18 protein-coding genes are annotated in these 17,486 nt (G+C 65.7%); 5 read left to right on the forward strand and 13 right to left on the reverse strand.

Translation table 11 applies throughout. The features are described 5' to 3' along the window. Nucleotides 1–128 precede the first annotated feature (128 nt). Nucleotides 129–1,514, forward strand: a complete 1,386-nt coding sequence (gene fumC, locus ABIC76_RS02205) for a class II fumarate hydratase (RefSeq protein WP_027679202.1) — start codon at nt 129–131, stop codon at nt 1,512–1,514. A 101-nt stretch (nt 1,515–1,615) separates the two neighbouring features. Further along, nucleotides 1,616–2,662 carry a sensor domain-containing diguanylate cyclase gene (locus ABIC76_RS02210; protein WP_354532823.1) on the forward strand — a complete coding sequence of 349 codons (1,047 nt, stop codon included), beginning with the start codon at nt 1,616–1,618 and terminating at the stop codon, nt 2,660–2,662. A gap of 1 nt (nt 2,663) precedes the next feature. Here the strand turns inward: ABIC76_RS02210 and speD are convergent, their stop codons facing one another. The 5 genes from speD to ABIC76_RS02235 all read right to left on the reverse strand — a co-directional run bounded on the left by speD (nt 2,664) and on the right by ABIC76_RS02235 (nt 6,302). Continuing rightward, a complete protein-coding gene (gene speD, locus ABIC76_RS02215; protein ID WP_354532824.1) occupies nt 2,664–3,089 on the reverse strand; it encodes an adenosylmethionine decarboxylase in 426 nt (141 codons plus the stop codon). Further along, on the reverse strand, nt 3,086–3,271 hold the full coding sequence (locus ABIC76_RS02220; RefSeq protein ID WP_039375299.1) for a hypothetical protein: 186 nt from the start codon (nt 3,269–3,271) through the stop codon (nt 3,086–3,088). The genes speD and ABIC76_RS02220 overlap by 4 nt, the downstream gene beginning before the upstream one ends. Continuing rightward, nucleotides 3,268–4,716: a DUF4178 domain-containing protein gene (locus ABIC76_RS02225; RefSeq protein WP_354532825.1), complete on the reverse strand. Its 1,449-nt coding sequence runs from the start codon at nt 4,714–4,716 to the stop codon at nt 3,268–3,270. The genes ABIC76_RS02220 and ABIC76_RS02225 overlap by 4 nt, the downstream gene beginning before the upstream one ends. A gap of 88 nt (nt 4,717–4,804) precedes the next feature. Next, nucleotides 4,805–5,854 (reverse strand): SPFH domain-containing protein, encoded by a 1,050-nt coding sequence (locus tag ABIC76_RS02230; protein WP_102066065.1) that lies wholly within the window; start codon nt 5,852–5,854, stop codon nt 4,805–4,807. 49 nt (nt 5,855–5,903) lie between these two features. Continuing rightward, complete coding sequence (locus tag ABIC76_RS02235) at nt 5,904–6,302, reverse strand: DUF350 domain-containing protein (RefSeq protein WP_009240530.1); 399 nt, start codon at nt 6,300–6,302, stop codon at nt 5,904–5,906. Nucleotides 6,303–6,479: 177 nt separating this feature from the next. Here ABIC76_RS02235 and ABIC76_RS02240 point away from each other — a divergent pair, with 177 nt between their 5' ends. Both ABIC76_RS02240 and ABIC76_RS02245 read left to right on the forward strand, forming a co-directional pair. Beyond that, nucleotides 6,480–8,057 carry a polyamine aminopropyltransferase gene (locus ABIC76_RS02240; protein WP_354532827.1) on the forward strand — a complete coding sequence of 526 codons (1,578 nt, stop codon included), beginning with the start codon at nt 6,480–6,482 and terminating at the stop codon, nt 8,055–8,057. Further along, a complete protein-coding gene (locus ABIC76_RS02245; protein ID WP_354532828.1) occupies nt 8,057–9,679 on the forward strand; it encodes an NAD(P)-binding protein in 1,623 nt (540 codons plus the stop codon). Before ABIC76_RS02240 ends, ABIC76_RS02245 begins: the two co-directional genes overlap by 1 nt. Before the next feature lie 22 nt (nt 9,680–9,701). Here the strand turns inward: ABIC76_RS02245 and ABIC76_RS02250 are convergent, their stop codons facing one another. Then, nucleotides 9,702–9,974, reverse strand: coding sequence for a hypothetical protein (locus ABIC76_RS02250; RefSeq protein ID WP_316891350.1), 273 nt, complete (start codon nt 9,972–9,974; stop codon nt 9,702–9,704). A gap of 422 nt (nt 9,975–10,396) precedes the next feature. Further along, entirely contained in the window at nt 10,397–11,101 is a 705-nt protein-coding gene (locus tag ABIC76_RS02255; RefSeq protein ID WP_206273597.1) for a dienelactone hydrolase family protein, read from the reverse strand. Between the two features lie 182 nt (nt 11,102–11,283). Here ABIC76_RS02255 and ABIC76_RS02260 point away from each other — a divergent pair, with 182 nt between their 5' ends. Beyond that, nucleotides 11,284–11,646: a DUF1304 domain-containing protein gene (locus ABIC76_RS02260; RefSeq protein ID WP_027679213.1), complete on the forward strand. Its 363-nt coding sequence runs from the start codon at nt 11,284–11,286 to the stop codon at nt 11,644–11,646. Between the two features lie 16 nt (nt 11,647–11,662). Here the strand turns inward: ABIC76_RS02260 and ABIC76_RS02265 are convergent, their stop codons facing one another. The 6 genes from ABIC76_RS02265 to ABIC76_RS02290 all read right to left on the reverse strand — a co-directional run bounded on the left by ABIC76_RS02265 (nt 11,663) and on the right by ABIC76_RS02290 (nt 17,486). Then, on the reverse strand, nt 11,663–12,229 hold the full coding sequence (locus tag ABIC76_RS02265) for a BON domain-containing protein (RefSeq protein WP_354532829.1): 567 nt from the start codon (nt 12,227–12,229) through the stop codon (nt 11,663–11,665). Nucleotides 12,230–12,303: 74 nt separating this feature from the next. After that, nucleotides 12,304–13,089: a hypothetical protein gene (locus tag ABIC76_RS02270; RefSeq protein WP_354532830.1), complete on the reverse strand. Its 786-nt coding sequence runs from the start codon at nt 13,087–13,089 to the stop codon at nt 12,304–12,306. 131 nt (nt 13,090–13,220) lie between these two features. Beyond that, a complete protein-coding gene (locus ABIC76_RS02275) occupies nt 13,221–14,111 on the reverse strand; it encodes an NmrA family NAD(P)-binding protein (RefSeq protein ID WP_354532831.1) in 891 nt (296 codons plus the stop codon). A 95-nt stretch (nt 14,112–14,206) separates the two neighbouring features. Next, nucleotides 14,207–15,106, reverse strand: coding sequence for a helix-turn-helix domain-containing protein (locus tag ABIC76_RS02280; RefSeq protein ID WP_354533530.1), 900 nt, complete (start codon nt 15,104–15,106; stop codon nt 14,207–14,209). Nucleotides 15,107–15,207: 101 nt separating this feature from the next. Next, complete coding sequence (locus ABIC76_RS02285) at nt 15,208–16,371, reverse strand: alkane 1-monooxygenase (RefSeq protein WP_354532832.1); 1,164 nt, start codon at nt 16,369–16,371, stop codon at nt 15,208–15,210. A gap of 302 nt (nt 16,372–16,673) precedes the next feature. Continuing rightward, a complete protein-coding gene (locus tag ABIC76_RS02290) occupies nt 16,674–17,486 on the reverse strand; it encodes an alpha/beta fold hydrolase (RefSeq protein ID WP_354532833.1) in 813 nt (270 codons plus the stop codon).

Raw genomic sequence — 17,486 nt, forward strand, 5'->3', positions numbered from 1 at the left:
CGCAAACCGTGTACCCGGCGCGCCGGATTGCGTAACGTGCCGCCATACCGCCCCTACCACCGACAAGGACACCGCGCTCTGCCTATACTGGAGCGTTCATCCCAGTCACCCCGTGCCATTCCTCTGCCATGACGACCCGTACCGAACGCGACACCTTTGGCCCCATTGAAGTCCCTGCCGACCACCTGTGGGGCGCACAAACGCAACGCTCGCTGCAGAACTTCGACATTGCCGGCGACCGAATGCCGCGCGAGCTGATCGACGCGCTCGCCCGCATCAAACGTGCCAGCGCCGTCGTCAACCAGCGCCTGGGGCTGCTCTCCGCGGACAAGGCCAACGCCATCGTCAATGCCGCCGACGAGGTCATCGCGGGCAAGCACCCGAACGAATTTCCGCTGGTGGTCTGGCAAACGGGCTCGGGCACGCAGACCAACATGAACATGAACGAGGTGCTCGCCAACCGCGCCAGCGAGCTGCTCGGCGGGGAGCGTGGCGAAGCCCGCCTCGTGCATCCGAACGATGACGTGAACCGCAGCCAGTCGTCCAACGATGTGTTCCCGACCGCAATGCACGTCGCCGCCGTGACGGCCATCACGCGCCATCTGCTGCCCTCGCTGCGCACGCTGCGCGAAACGCTGGCCAAGAAGGCCGCCGACTTCAACGACATCATCAAGATCGGCCGCACGCACCTGCAGGACGCGACGCCGCTCACGCTGGGTCAGGAGTTCTCCGGCTACGTGGCCCAGCTGCAGCACAACGAAACGCATCTGAACGCCGCCCTGCCGCACCTGTGCGAACTCGCGCTGGGCGGCACGGCGGTCGGCACCGGTCTCAACGCACCGGCCGGTTACGCCGAGCAGGTGGCCGAGGAGCTGGCGCAACTAACCGGCCTGCCCTTCGTCACCTCGCCCAACAAGTTCGAGACCATGGCGTCGGCCGATGGCCTGGTGCATGCGCACGGCGCGCTGAAAACGCTGGCGGCCAGCCTGACCAAGATCGCCAACGACATCCGCTGGCTGGCGAGCGGCCCGCGCAGCGGCCTGGGTGAAATCTCCATCCCCGAAAACGAGCCCGGCTCGTCGATCATGCCCGGCAAGGTCAACCCCACGCAGAGCGAAGCGGTGACGATGCTGTGCGCGCAGGTCTTCGGCAACGATGTCGCCGTGAACGTGGGCGGCGCGTCGGGCAACTTCGAGCTGAACGTGTTCCGCCCGATGATCGCGTACAACTTCCTGCACAGCGTGCGCCTGCTGGCCGACGGCATGCGCAGCTTCAACGATCACTGCGCCGTGGGGATCGAGCCCAACCGCGACCGTATCGACGAGCTGGTGCAGCGCTCGCTGATGCTGGTGACGGCGCTCAACCCGCATATCGGCTACGACAAATCGGCGCAGATCGCCAAGAAGGCGCACAAGGAAGGCACCAGCCTGCGCGAGGCCGCCCTGGCGCTCGGCTATGTCACGCCGGAGCAGTTCGATGCGTGGGTGCGGCCGGAGAATATGGTGGGCCGCTAAGTGATCTGTCATGGGCCCGCAGCTTGCGACGCGTGGCCTATCCTTCTTCCTTTTCCATTGCCCGTTTCAAGCGCGCCGGCCCGACCGGCGCCCCTTTGCGCATGAAACCCGCTCCCATTCCGACGAACGAACCCGAACGTCTTGCCTCGCTGCAAGACATGCTGTTGCTCTCCACACCCGACGAGGAGTTGTTCGACCGCGTCACGCGCACGACCAAGCGCGTGTTCGACGCACCGATCGTGCTCGTGTCGCTTATCGACGCCCAGCGTCAATGGTTCAAATCGTGCATCGGGTTGAACGTGCGCGAGACCGGGCGCGACATCTCGTTCTGCGGCCATGCCGTGGCCGAGGAGCAGATGCTCGTCATTCCCGACACCAAGGCCGACCCGCGCTTTGCCGACAACCCGCTCGTCACCGGTGTGCCGCACATCCGCTTCTATGCTGGGCGGCCGGTCAAGAACCTCGCGGGCTACGCCGTCGGCACGCTCTGCGTGATCGACCAGAAGCCGCGGCCGTTTGAACAGGCCGAGCGGGAGCTGCTCGACGACTTGGCCTGTTGGGTGGAATCGGGTTTTCGCGAGCGTGAACTGAGTGAAACGCAGCGCTCCATCCTGACCGAGCTGCAGGTGGCGCGCCACGAAAGCCTGACCGACCCGATGCTCGGCATCTGGAACCGGCGCGCTGCGATGGAGCTGCTCACGCGCGAGTGCGGCCACGCGATGCGGCACGGGCAGCCGCTTTCCTTGCTGGTGGTGGATGTGGACCACTTCAAGAGCGTGAACGATACCTACGGCCACCCCGCAGGCGATGCGGTGCTGGTTGAGATCGCACGCACGCTGCGCGTGAATTCGCGCCCAGTCGATGCGGTCGGCCGCTACGGCGGCGAGGAATTCCTGGTGGTGCTGCCGGATACGACCACACTGCAGGCCACCGGCATTGCGGAACGGCTACGCAGCGCAGTGGAATCGCTGGAGATCGCCACGCCAGCGGCCAACATCCGCTGCACCATCAGCGTCGGCCTGGCGAGCTGCGAGCCGGGACACAACCTGTGCACGCCCACAGACCTCATCATGCGTGCCGATGCCGCCCTGCTGGCGGCCAAACGGCTGGGGCGCAATCGCGTGATATTCGACGGCCAGCCGGTGTAACTCAGTTTGACGCGGGTGCTGTCCCGCGACGGGCGATGCGCACATCAACACGTTGCGGCGTCAACGCGCGCTCGAACACTGCGCGCGCGGCATGCGTCGTGCCGGTGCCGCACATGAACGCGTCGATGGCGGCAAAGCCGTGCTCGGGCCAGGTGTGAATCGAAAGATGCGATTCAGCGAGCAGCAGCACGCCTGTCACGCCGCCCTGCTCGCCAACGGGCAAACCCGTGCGCACGGAATCGAAGCGATGCAGATGCGCGTGCAGGATGGTCGCGCCCAGCGCGTCGGCCGCATCGCGCAGCGCGGTTTCCAGCGCCGCCGCATCGCGCAGCAGCGCGGGCGCCACGCCGTAAAGATCGAGCAGAAGATGCTCGCCCACAGCGGCGGGGGCCTCATCCACAGAAAGTGCCGCGTCGGTGCGCGTCACTTGTGGCCCCCGCTGAAACCGCCGCCATAGCCGCTACCGCCAGAAGAGCCGCCCCAGTAGGACGATCCGCCCGTGCTGCTGCCGTAAGACGGCGTGCGCGGCGCGGCAAAGCCGGCCTTCCAGTCCATATACGTCGCGCCGATCACCACGGCCACGGCATAGAGAACGAACCAGTTCTTCATTCCCCGCCCCCAATCTTGGCGACCAGCCACGCCGGCACCAGCAACAGCAGCGCCGCGAAAAACGTGATCCCGAACACCGAGCCAGGCGCCATGAAAAACGGCACGAGGTTCAGCAAACCAAGCAGCACGCAGGCGACCACCGCCACCGTCATGTAGTTCGACGACGATGCCTTGACGGGCTCGGCGACCACCTTGCCAAACCACGCCTTGATCTGCGCGGCGCTGACCGGCGTGCTCCTGGACCACGTCAGCTCATGCGCGTCGCTCTCCGCAGCCAGGCTTTCCTCGCCTGCGGTGTATTCGACTACGCGCGTCTGGTCGCCCGATTGGACACGCCAGTTGAAGGCCCCTGCGGCGTAGGTCACGCGCGAGGTGTAATCCTCGTCGCGCTCATAGACCTTGCCGTCGAGCACCGCACTGCGGCCGTCTTTCTGGGTGGGCCAGCGGTCGAGCACGTTGGCGCGGAACCAGCCGTCATCAGTTTCGACCATCCAGCTGAAACCGCGCTTGGGCGTGTACAGCAGATATTCGAACCATTCGCCGCCACCGTCGACGACCGTGCGACGCATCACGCCGATCACCTGCCACTGCAGGCCGTCGATGAGCGCCTTGTCGCCCAGCTCGAGCGTCGTGGCGACCTGCGGCACCGACCGCGCACGCGCAATGATGTCGCCGCGCGGCGTGGCCGCATCGATGGCCGCGCCGCAGCCGGGGCACAGCACATGGCCGGTCACGCCGGGGCTGAACGGGATCGACGTGCCGCACTGCGGGCAATCGAGATTCGTGAGCTTGCCCGGGACGCGGCCGGCGGTTTCCTTGATCTCGGCGTCGGTGCGCAGCAGCTGGCACTTGAGCACGTCGAGCGTGGTGGCTTCACCCACGTAGAGCGTTGGCGCCGTACCGTCGGAGTAGTCCAGCGTGATGAAAGCGTCTTCTCTGCGGCCATCGGCCACGCGCGCATGCCAGCCTTCGCCCACGCGGAACGGCAATTCGCCCTGGCCCCCGGTGCAATCGGCTTCGCGTACGTCGGACAACACGTATTGCTTGCCCTCGGCGTCGTACAGCTGCCCCGGGCGCAGCGCCTCGAAGGCGACCGCATTGGCGGGCGTGCCGCGCGCGAACGTCATGGTGACCTGCCCGGACGCTTCGGCCAGCCAGCCATCGGTGCCGTCGTCGAACAGCACATACCACTCGTTCCAGAAACCCGCGTCGTAGCGCAACTGGATGCGACCCACGACTGTGAAGGCCTTGTTCCTGTAGCGCCCGGTGGTGCCGATCTGCACGCGTGCGTAGTCCTCGAGCACGGCAGACATCTTGCCGATATCGGAAAGCGTCTCGCCGTCGCGCAGGAGCGTGCTTTTGCAGAAGCTGCACACCGCCATGACGGCCGCGGCAGACTTCAGTTCCACCGGCGCGCCACACGCCGGGCAGTTGGCATGAAACATGGTCAGGTCGTTCGATTGCGCGAAAGATTGCGCAGAAAAACGGGCGGCTTGCGATGCCGCCCGGTCATCCGATCAGCGGGGCCGGGGCTCAGCCTCCGGTCAACGCCTTCAGCACAGCAGCCTTGCCGGCGTCAAAGTCAGCTTGCGTGATGAGGCCCTTGTCGAGCAGTTCCTTGAGCTTGGCCAGGCGCGCGGTGGGGTCGTCCGCTGCGGGTGCAGCCGGTGCCGCCGTGGCAGGTTGCGCTGCAGGAGCAGCGGCCCCGCCAGCGCCACCCTGCACCGCCGAGCGCAGGCTGTCGGCCATCGCCTGGCCCATCGCCAGGCCGGCTGCCAGGCCGGCGCCCGTGCCCGCGATGCCGCCTTCGTTGCGTGCGGCCAGCGGCAGCGATTCGGCCGTCTGGTATTGCGTGAAGCGCTGCATGTCGCCGGTCATGTCCATGCTGATCCGGCGGTCCAGCGCGGCCTGCAGTTCGTCCGGCAGCGTGACGCTGGACACCTGGAAGCTGTCGAGCGCCAGACCGTATTGCGTGAACTGCGGCAGCAGCGCCTCGCGCACCTTGTTCGACATCAGCATCTGGTTAGCGGCCAGGTCCAGGAACGGCACGCCGGATTCGCCAAACGCCGTCGCCATCGCACCCATGATGACGGGGGCGAGTTGCGCCTCGACTTCATCCACGGTGTAGATGTCGCGCGTGCCGCTCACCTGCTGATAGAACAGCTTCGGATCGGCCACGTGGTAGGCGTACACGCCAAACGCGCGCAGGCGGATCATGCCGAAATCCTTGTCGCGCACCGTCACGGGCTGCGGCGTGCCCCAGCGGCGGCCGAGTTGCTGGCGCGTGCTGAAGTAGTAGACGTCGGACTTGAAGGGGGACTCGAACAGCTTGTCCCAGTTCTTCAGATACGTGAGAACGGGCAGCGTCTGCGTGGTCAGCTTGAAGGTGCCGGCGCTGAACACGTCAGCGATCTGGCCTTCGTTGACGAACATCGCCATCTGCGAGTCGCGCACGACCAGGGTGCCGCCGTTCTGGATTTCCATGTCCTGCATCGGATAGCGCCAGGCGAGCACGCCGTCTTCGCTTTCCGTCCATTGCAGGATGTCGATGAACTGCTTCTTGATGAAACTGGACAGGCTCACAGCAAACTCCTTCGCGATGATTCGCGGGGCAGGAACAATCAGGACAAGGTCACGACAGGCACGCTGCGTTGATCACGCCAACGGCCAGCGCACTCACGCCAAACAGCATACCGGCGGCAATGTTGTTGTGCTCGATCTGCAGCCGGTAATCCGGCATCAACCGCGTGAGCACCAGGAAGACGATCAGCTGCACCACCGACGCCATCACCGCCCAGAACAGGAACGGCACCAGGCCATCGGCATGCGTGATGCTCGACGCGATGGTCAGCACGAAACCGAGCAGCGCCCCGGCCAGCGACAGCGCCGCGGCGATATTGCCTTCGCGGATCAGCTTGAACTCGTCATACGGCGTCAGGCGCAGGTAGACGAAGAAGAAGCCGGAAAACACCACGGCGCCCGCCAGCAGGTGCGAAGCATAGGCGATCACGGAAGCGGTCATGTCAGGCATGGGAAGGGGCCGTGCAGTACATAGGTGGCGCCACTATAGCGGCTGATGCGCCGCTTGCGTACCCCCCGATGCGGCCCTGCACCAACCGGCTCGCGGGCCGGGAAAAAAGGCGGCACAATCGCGCTCGCCTTCGCATCCGCCGTTTGTTAACGCCCCTTCATTTTCCCCCTTCGCAGCATGTCGACGCCGCAGCCTGACGCCACATACGAACCCACGCAGCCAGCCGGCCGCGGCAATGCCCTGCTGGTCCTCGCCGTCTTCGTGGTGGCCTCGTGCGGGCTGGCGTACGAATTGATTGCCGGGGCATTGGCTTCGTATCTGCTGGGCGATTCCATCCTGCAGTTCTCTTCCATCATCGGCGCCTATCTGTTTGCCATGGGCATCGGCTCATGGCTCTCGCGCTACGTGGCGGACGACGCGCTGCTCGCCCGCTTTGTCGACCTGGAATTGCTGGTCGGCCTGTTTGGCGGCGTGTCTGCAGCGGCGCTGTTTGCGTTGTTTGCGCTGGAATCGGCGCCGTTCCGGCTGGTGCTGTACGCGCTGGTCACGGTGATCGGCGTGCTGGTCGGCATGGAGATCCCGCTGGTGATGCGCATGCTGCATCGCCGGCAGGCCAAGTTTTCCGATCTCGTCAGCCGCGTGCTGACGTTCGACTACCTCGGTGCGCTGGCGGTGTCGCTGCTGTTTCCGCTGGTGCTGGCGCCGCGCCTGGGGCTGGTGCGGACCGGCTTCCTCTTCGGCCTGTTCAATACGGCGATTGCGGTCTGGACGCTGTGGCACTTTCGCGCCGAGCTGGCGCTCACGGCCCGCATGCGCACGGCGATGGCGTGGCGGGCCGGCGCAGTGGCAGCGGCATTGCTTGCGGGCTTTGGCGCATCGGACAAGCTCACGCATTGGTCGGAACGCGCGCTCTTTGGCGACGAGATCATCCACGCGATTTCCTCGCCGTATCAACGGCTGGTGGTGACACGCTGGAAAGACGACCTGCGCCTGTACATCAACGGCAACCTGCAGTTTTCCTCACGCGACGAATACCGCTATCACGAAGCGCTTGTGCTGCCCGCATTGGAATCGGTGCGCGGTGCGCGGCGCGTGCTGGTGCTGGGCGGCGGCGACGGCCTCGCGTTGCGGCAGATCCTGAAGTACCCGCAAATCGAACACGTGACGCTGGTCGACCTGGACCCGCGCATGACGAACCTGTTCTCGCACGCCGAGGCACTGGTCGCGCTGAATCAGCATGCGTTCAGCGACCCGCGCGTGACGGTGGTCAACGCCGATGCAGCGCAATGGATGCAGACCGCCACCGACATGTTCGACGTGGCCATCGTCGATTTTCCGGACCCGTCCAACTTCAGCATCGGCAAGCTGTATTCGGTGCCGTTCTACCGATTGCTGTCGCGCCATGTGGCGGATACGGGCCTGGTCGTCATCCAAGCGACGTCGCCCTATTTCGCGCCGCGTTCGTACTGGTGTGTGGATGCGACGCTGAAGGAAGCCGGCTATCGCACGTGGCCCTATCACGCGCTGGTGCCGTCGTTTGGCGAATGGGGCTTCATCCTGGCCGCACCGGGCCGCGCGGACTTCAAACCGCCGACGTCGTACCGGGTGCCGACGCGCTTCCTGGACGCCGACACCACGCACCAGATGTTCAGCTTCGCGCCCGACATGCCGCGCCCGCAGGTGGAGCCCAACCGGCTGAACAACCAGTCCCTGGTGCGGTATTTCGAAGAAGACTGGCACGGCGTGCTGCGCTGATGGCAACGCGACGCAGCTTTCTTGTGGGTGCAGCTGCGGCCGGTGTGGCTGCGGCGGGTGCCGGTTCGTGGGCAGGCTTTCGCGCCTTGACCGAAATCACGCCCAACGTGCGCATGCCCGGCCAGGCGGCCGGCCATCGACTGCGCGACCTGCGCACGCTGCCGGCACCGTCGGAAACGCGGCGCGTGGGCGTCGCCATCTGCGGCAGCGGCATCGGCGGATTGAGCTGCGCGTGGCGTCTGGCAAAAGGCGGCCGGCGCGACGTGGTGGTCGTGGAAGGCCCGGAGCGCTATGGCAACGCCGCTGGCGGCGCCTTCGGGGCGCAACGCTTTCCGACCGGGGCGCATTACCTGCCGCTGCCGTCGATGGAATCGACGCACGTGCGCGAGATGCTGGCCGACTTTGGCGTGATCGAGCGCGACCCGTTTGCGCTGCGCCCGACGTACGACGAACGCGTGCTCGTTCACGCGCCCGATGAGCGCCTGTGGCTGGGCAACCGCTGGCAAGACGGCTTTGTACCGCACGAGGGCATTACCGAAGCCGAACGCGCCGAGCACACGCGGTTCTTCGCCCACATCGACCGGCTGCGCCAGACCGCCGGCACCGACGGCCGCCGCGTCTTTGCCGTGCCGACGGCGCTCTCATCCGCAGACCCGGCATGGCGCGCGCTCGACGCACTCACCTTCCGCGACTGGCTGCACCGCGAGGGCTACCGCGCCGCCACGCTGCACTGGTATGCCGACTACTGCTGCCGCGACGATTACGGCGTCACCGCCGATCATGTTTCCGCCTGGGCCGGTATTGCTTATTTCGCCAGCCGCGGCGGCATGGCCAGCAATGCCGAACAAGGCACCGTGCTTACGTGGCCGGAAGGCCTGGACTGGATGGCGGAGCGGCTGTTCGAAGCCGCAGGCTTGAATGAACCCGGCCGCCTGCTGCCGGGCAGCGCCGCGCGCATCGGCACCACAACCGAGGCCGGCGCCCGCGTCTTCGCCGATGTGCTGCAAGCGGATGGCCGCGTCGTTCGGCTGCTGGCCGATCACGTGGTCAGCGCGATGCCGTTGCACGTTGCCAAACACATCGTCGACGGCTTTGACGTGCCAGCCGCCGAGTTGCCCGAAACCGCGCCGTGGCTGCTCGCCAACCTGCTCATCGAGGGCTTTCCGCCCGAACACGACGACACGCCGCTGGCGTGGGACAACGTGGTCTATCGCGGCACGGGGCTGGGCTATGTGGTGGCCAATCACCAGGACATTCGCGTCGGGCCACCCGCGCAGAGCGTGTTCACCGCCTACGTGGCGCTGTCGGACATGACGCCGAAAGCCGCGCGTGAATGGCTGCTGAAGGCATCGCCGCAAGCGCTGCTCGATCGCGCGCTGGCCGATCTGGATACCGTGTACGGCATCCGCCTGCGCACGCAAATCCGCCGGGCCGACCTGACGCTACGCGGCCATGCGATGGCGATTCCCACACCCGGTTTTCTCTCCCGACCCGGCATTGCGCGCTTGCGTGAAAGCGCCGGGCCGATCCACTACGCGCATGCGGACCTGTCCGGCTATTCGGTTTTTGAAGAAGCGGCGTGGTGGGGGGATCGCGCGGCGCGGCGCATTCTGGGCGGCTGATTGCGGGGCTGCCGCTGGGCTTCTAAGGCAGCCGCTCAACCTCTGCCATCAATTCCCACGTGGCCGGATCGATATCGCTGCGCTCCAATGCCAACGACAGGTACGCGCCGATCATGTCGACAAACCCGCGCGCAAATGCGGGCGGATAGGCGCCGCCCGTGTACTCCATCAGTTGCTGCCGCAAGAGGCGTGGCCGATGCTGCCCGAACTCGCGCACGTAGGCCTGCGTTCGACAGAGGAAGGCTCGCGCTTCCAGCGCACCGTCAAGATAGACGCGGCGTTTGGTGAGTGTCATTGGCGGGTCCCGGGTCGCAACGGAACGGGACACAGCCAAGGTGGAGAGGGAAAAGACGCGGGGCGACGCCCGCTGAACACAACAGTCATGGAGCCTCCTACGGATTGCAAAAGGCCCGACGTTTCGCTGCGAACGAGGGTGGCGGGCCCGACGACAGGGTTCGCAGACCGGCCCGTAGGACGCCGGCAGACCTTTCGGTCTCCCTGCCCGGCCCGCCAAAGTACAAGCGTGCGCGAGCGCGGACGTGAAAAAGCCGCACAAGGCGGCCGTCCGGCCATACGGGAAAAGATAGGCTGCGAAACCCAGCTACCGTTGGTGCGGCAGCGCCGTGAATTATAGCGGCGGCACCGGCGCAGCCCACATGCGAAATTGCAGCATTTCGTGATCGCGCCCTACCGCCAAACCCGCCGTCCTGTGTGGGCTTACCAGAGCGTGCGGCCGAAGAACGTCAACGCGCGGTCCCAGGCGTGTTGCGCCCACACCGGGTCGTATTGCGTGATGGCGATGCGGTTTTCGCCCACGGCCGTTTCATTGGCGAATGCGTGATGCGCGAGATAACGATGGAAGTCGACATCGACGCCGGCATCGACGAGCTTCTTTTCCAACGCATCGACGCCTTCGATCTTGAAGGCGGTGTCCTGCGTGCCCCAGTGGCCCTGCACCGGCACCTTGATCTTCGAGGCGTCGATGTATTCGAGCGGAGGATAGCCGTACCACACCACGCCGGCGTCCGCCTCCGGCACGTTGCTCAGCGTCAGGAGCGTCAGCGCGCCGCCCATGCAGTAGCCCGTCACGCCCACGCGGGCGCAGGTCTGCTTGAGATATTGCACGGCGCCGCGCACATCCTGCGTGGCCGCGTCGCCAAAGTTGAGGTTGGTCATCAGGTGGTGCGCTTCTTCCTCTTCCACCGTCATGGTGCCGCGATAGAGGTCGGGCACCAGCGCCACGTAACCCGCGCGCGCGAGGCGGTCGGCCACGCCGCGAATCTGGTCGTTCAGGCCCCACCACTCCTGGATGACGACGATACCCGGGGCGCCCTCCGCCTTGGCCGGTTTGGCCAGATAGCCCTGGAGTTCCTGCCCATCCGGGCGCTTGAACGAAATCATGGATCCTTGCGATGCTGTCATGCGATGGCTCCTCTGCCTGGAACGAAAGCGCACAGGATAGTCCTCGCCGATGAAATTTGCAGCCGGCGCCTCGCGGGCAAAGGGGATTGCGCGCCGCTGCCGCGCTGATACCCCACCATCCGGGTGCAGGCACGCGGCACAAAATCTCTATCATGGCGGCACGTTCACTTTTGATGACCGCCATGATCAAAACCCTCGCCCTGCTCGTCTATCTGCTCGTGCTGCTGATCCACGTCTACATCGTCGTACTCGAGATGGTGCTGTGGAAGACGCGCGGCCCCAAGGTCTTCCGCATCACCCCGGAAAAAGCGGCCGAAACCGCCGCGATGGCGTCCAACCAAGGTTTGTACAACGGTTTTCTGGTAGCGGCGCTGGTCATTGGGCTGGTCGCGCCGGACCCGGCCATCAACGCTGCGTTTGCGCTGTTCGGGTTGATCTGCGTGGCGGTGGCCGGCATCTGGGGAGCCATCACGGTCAACAAACGGATTCTCTTCGTGCAGACGGTGCCCGCGGTGGCGGCATTGGCGCTGGGGTGGTTCGCCTGAAAGCTGGGCGGCCCGCCTACGGTTTAAGCGGTGATGCGGGCGTTTTTGCGCCGCCCGGCACTACCGCGCCGCGGCGAAACAACGCATACGGCACACCGCGCTCCGGATGTGCCGTTGTCTCGTCGATGAAGCGTTCCACGTCGGGCACCTCGCGCAGCGCGGTCATGAACGGCGCCAACGTGTAGCCCGGCGCCACGCAGCCCTGCACGAGCATCCAGCGCTGCCATATCGTCACCCACAGCGTGGTGTTCTGCTTCCATCCCGGCACGTGGATGGACATCCATTGCAGGCGCCGCTTGGCCGTCTCGGCAATTTCGTCGTCGTAAGAAAACGCGTTGGGCAAGCGGCACCGGCCTTCGACCCAGCAATGGTTGCCGTGCTCGATGCGATGGTGCGAATCACGCTTCCACTCGGCTTCGCTGATGCGCGGGCCGGCAGGCTCGGGGCAGTTGGCAACGCCGGAGGAAATCTGGAAGAACGGGTCGTGACCCCGGTTCTGGAGGTCGTCTTCGGCGTGTGCCCCGCATGCGGAGAAGGCTGATAACAGCACTGCGAGAGCAACGCAACGTACATCGATCGTCATGGCAGCCTCCTTGACGGACCGGGCGCAACCGGCTGCCGCCAAGCATAGGCGGTGCCCGGCCCAGCGGCCAGCGATCAGCTCAGCGGAATCTCGAAAATCCACTTCAGCGTCCAGCGGTCTGAGGCGCGGGTCAGGCCGCGGCCGATGCCAAAGTTGAAGACGAACGGCTTGCGGTCCACATCGAACGCCAGAAACACCGTGTGCTGCTGTTCATGCAATGGCGCGATGTGGTTGATGGGGCCCAGCCCCGCGTAATACTCCGTGCCGGCGCGCACGCCTGCCGCAACCGTACGCGCAATCTTGAAACTGGGCGCGGCCTCCGGCACACCGCTGCGCCCCTCCCCCGAGAGGTTCCAATCGAGCACCGGGTTGACCGCCCAAAGCCAGCGGTCGTTCTGATACCCATAGATGGGCCGCAGTTCTGCCGCGTTTTGGGATGCCTCAAAGCGGCCCGCCACGTGGGCGAGTTCGACGTTGATGCCGGCAAACTGCCCGACGCCGTCAACGGGCCGCACGGGCATCCATTTCACCCGCACCTTCGGGCCCGTCACGTAGAACGTGTTCTCGCGCGTGAGCGTGGTCGGCACGTACAGACCTAGCTCCAGCGAAGGCGTCAGGCCATACGAGAATTCCGCCGTGGCACGCCAGCCGTGCGGGGTCGTGACTTCGCCTGGATAGCTCGGCGTGCTGAGACCGCTGGGCGTGGTATTGACATGCAGCTCCAGCCCGATCTCGCCCGGCGCGTTGATATCCCCGGTATAGACCTGGATCTCGTCAGGCAACACCGCGTGCGCCGGCAGCGCACATGCCGAGAACACAACCGCTGTTCCAATCGCGCGCGCAACATGTGCAGCCACCATGATGACCTCCGGAGCAATCCCGAGATCATAGTGAGGCGGTTGCGCGCCGTGCGGAATAACCGGGCGCCGCAGATAAAAATCCGCATAAGAGGCATTCGCATTTGCAGGTGAGGGCTGCGGGCTGCGTGCCGCTACCTTGACTTCACATGCGCCGCGAGCATCGACGCACACACATCGTGCAGCTCGGTCTTGCCGAAGCGCTGCTCTGAAACACCTTTCTCGACATCGATCTGTCCGGCATTCACCGCGTCGTACAACTCGGTGATGAGCTGCACATGGTTTGCGCTCAGACCGGCGCGTTGCAGCATCGGTGCCCACGCGGTGCGAGGCACGGCTTCGGCAACAATCTCGCGGCCGACAACGGCGCTGAACGCGCGTGCCACGTCGATCAGGCTGACGCGGCGCGGGCCTTCCACGCTGACGATACGAGGCGTCTTTGTCGACGGCGCCTGCAGCAACAACTCGGCCGCCAGCGCACCGACGTCCTGCGTAGCGACGGTCGCGAAGGCGCGATCAAGCGGTTGATGCAGGCTTGGCAGCCGCCCGGTTGCGAGCATGACGGGCAGCATCGCAGCCCAGTTCTGCATGTGCTCGGCTGAACGCAGCAGCGTCAGGTGCGTCGCCAGCGGCTTCAGCCGCGCTTCCAGCAGATGAAACAGCCGCGTCAGGCCGGTGCCCCGGTCCAACTCGGCGCCGTAGTCCGACAGGACCAGGACAGCCGAGGGCGTGTTCGCGCGCAGCGCACCGGCCGCCACGTCGATCACGCGTTCCATGGTCGACGCTGGGTCCGCATCGCGCACCGGCACCGGACACAGAATCTGCACGGCCGCGGCACCCTTGATGGCCGAAGCAACCGAGGCGGGATCCGTCAGATCGGCAGTCGCAGTTTCACAGCCGATCTTGGCCAACGCCTCGCCTTGCCGGGCATGGCGCACCACAGCGCGCACGGGCTGGCCCGCGTTGCGCAGCGCCGTGGCAGTCGCATGACCGACCTTGCCCGATGCCCCAAAGATGACAAACATGTTCGCGCTCCTCTCAAGTGGGAGGCACGAGCTTAGGGCGCCACCGCAAACCCGACTTGCAGGAACGGAGGAATTTGGCAGATTCGGTGGATGGACTACGCGGCGGGCGTGTCGGCAGCGGCGGCCGACGCCTTGCCGGCTCGGATGACCTCACGTGGCGTCACGCCGAGCAGCCGCTGCATCCACTGCGTCAGGTGGCTCTGGTGGGCAAAGCCGACTTCAAGCGCGATCTGCGACGCACTGCGGGGGCCTTCCAGCAGCAGTGCTTTCGCGCGCTCCACGCGGCGCTGCACGACGTAGCGATGCGCCGGCACGCCCAGCGTTGCACGAAACAGCGCGTTGAAATGCGGCACGCTCAAGCCAGCCTGTGCCGCCAGTTCAGCCAGCGTCAGGCGCTGGTGCAGATGGGCTTCGATGTAATCGATCACCCGTGCGGCCACGCGGGGTGCCAGCGTGCCGGCGCTGTGAGCCATCCCGCCTTCCAGATCCCGGCTGCTGTTCAACAGGCGAACGACCAATGCCGTGCACAGGCTTTCTGCATACAACGCGTTGGAGGTGTCTTCCGCCTCCAGCTCGGCCCCAAGCGCAGCGGCAAGACGATGCACGCGCGCATCGCGCCATTGCAGACGCGGCGTGATGTCGGCCTGCACACCGACCTGTTCGCCGATGCTGCGTACAAACGTGTCGCTGAGGGCAATGCGCAGAAACCGACAGTCGGCATCGTCCGTCCACATGCCCGGCACGCCGGCGGGAATGACGTCCGCATCGCCATGCGCCTGGATGCGTGAAGTGCGCCGGCCATCGCATACGCAATTCGCCCGCACGGGTGGGCCGACATGCACGCTGATCCGGTGATGCGCCATGGCGGGCACCCGGTACGTCCCGGGACGGATGCTGAGCAGCGTGGCGGCAAAGCCGTCCCAGCCGAGCCCTTCGCTGGAGCGCAGGCTGACGGGGGCGGGTTCAAGCAATGCGACGGGCGTGATGGCGTTCATGGCAGGCGTGGGCAGTCTTCGCTTCGACATTCTGCGCCAACGCCGTCGCATCGGCTGGCGACGGCTCGCCAGCCGCGGCATACCTCAGGCCGGTTGGGCAATCAAGCGCGCGCCGGATACTGCGCGAGCACCTTGTCGCGGATCGACGGCTTGATGTTCGCCAGCGACATGTTGCCGTTGTAGTGCGCCACCACGCGCGGGTTCATCACGCGGAACCACAGCGGCGGCACATAGGCGATCAGGATCATCGCGGCATAGCCGGCCGGCAGTTGCGGCGAATGCTCGAAGTGCCGCAGCGCCTGGAATGACCGCGTCGGGTTGGCGTGGTGATCGGCATGCCGCTGCAGTTGATACAGGAACAGGTTCGTCACCACGTGGTTGCTGTTCCACGAATGCTGCGGCGTGCAGCGCTCGTAGCGGCCGCTGGGCAATTGCTGGCGGCACAGGCCGTAGTGCTCCAGGTAGTTCACCACCTCCAGCAACGACGCGCCGTAGATGGCCTGGATGATCAGGAACGGCACCGCCTTGGGCCCGACAAACGCGATGCACACGCCCCACAGCACCACCGTCATTGCCCAGGCGTTGAGCACGTCGTTGCGCCACGACCACACCGAGTGGCCCTGCTGCTCCAGCCGGCGTTTCTCCAATGCCCACGCCGATTTGACGCTGCCCACCACCGTACGCGGCAGAAATTCCCAGAACGATTCGCCATAGCGCGCGCTGGCCGGGTCGGCCGGCGTAGCCACGCGCACGTGGTGGCCGCGGTTGTGCTCCACGAAGAAGTGGCCATACGCCACGGGCGCAAGCGTGATCTTCGCGAGCCAGCGCTCGAAGCCGTCGGTCTTGTGGCCAAGCTCATGGGCGGTATTGATCGAGATGCCCGTCACCACGCCCACCGAAAACGCGAACGCAATGTAGTCGTACCAGACGAGGTCATACGTGCGCAGCACCCACATCGCCACCGCAAAGCTCACGTAGAGCACGGTGGTCGCCAGGTAGACGATGCGGCGGTAGTAGCGCTGTTTTTCCAGCGTGGGGACGACGTCTTCGGGCGGGTTGTCGCGGTCGTCGCCGATCAGGAAATCGAGCAGCGGGATGATCGTGAACACGATGAACGGCCCCGCCCACCAGAGCGGATGCCAACCGGTCGCGAGCGCCGAAACGGCCGCCACGATAGGCAGCGTGATGGTCAGCGCGCCGAGCATCCAGAGATAGCGCTTGCCGTCGGTCCATTCCACGGACGCGACCATGCCGGGTGTTGCCATGTGTCTTCCTCCTGTTTTGCCCCGCTGGGTGGCTTGGCTTGTGTACGCACATGCGTGCGCCGCCGGGGTCGTGCCCGACATCTGCGTTATAGGCGCAGCAGGAGAAGAGACCAACGCCGGAAACTAGGCGCGAAACTCCAAACAAAAGGGCCGCCGGGCAGCCCTCTGAAGGCGGGAAAAAAGCAGGTGATTGAAACGAACGATTTAAAAACGGTCGTTCGATTTTGGTGCGACGCACCTGAACGGAGGCTCGGTGCGAATGCCGATGCCCTGCACTTCGGGCACTGGGCGAACGCCCAAGATCAGGCGGAGGCGCTCAGGAAGGCGTTGACCGCGGCGAGCACCGCCGCTTCCTGCTCCCGATGCGGCACGTGCCCGCAGCGCTGTACCAGCTTGAGCGTGGCGGGCGCACCGGCCAGCGTGACGATGCGCTCCGGCTGTGCGGTAGAGCCGTATTCGTCTTCGGTGCCGTGCAGCGCCAGCACTGGGCTGCGCACGGCAAGCAGCGCATCGTCCAGGCACCACTGCGCAAATGCTGGAGACAGCCACGTGTTCACCCACGCGTCCAGCACCCATTGCGCCTTGCTGCCGTGGTACCGCTCGAGCCGGCCCATCTGGCCGGGCTCTGCAAACTGCGCCTGGGCGATACGGATGCCTTCGCGCGTTTGCTCTTCCACAAACGCCTGCGCCGACTCGGTGATCAAGCCCGCGCAGCGGCCCGGATACGCTGCGGCAATCGACACCGCCATGCCGCCGCCGACGCTGTGGCCGAAGACGATGAAGCGGTCCACGCCAAGCTGGTCCGTCAGCGCGGCAAAGCCGCCGTACGCTTCCTGCTGAATGAAGCTCGGATCCAACTGGCCCGGATAGGCGTCGGATTGGCCAAAGCCGAGCCGGTCATAAGCGATGACGGCATGCCCGGTCGACTGCGCCAGCCGCTGCGGAAAATCGCGCCACAGCGCGACGCAGCCAAGCGAATCGTGCAGCAGCACGATCGGCGGTTTGGCGGCATCGTCGACCGGACCGCCCCATTGCCGGGCGTAAAGCCGGCCATCGGGCGTGGTGATCCAGGCTTCGGTCCCGTCAACGGACGGCGCGGAAAGCGATTCGGCCAT

It is taken from the genome of Ralstonia sp. 1138, from assembly GCF_040544795.1.
GTDB classification, from domain to species: domain Bacteria; phylum Pseudomonadota; class Gammaproteobacteria; order Burkholderiales; family Burkholderiaceae; genus Ralstonia; species Ralstonia flatus.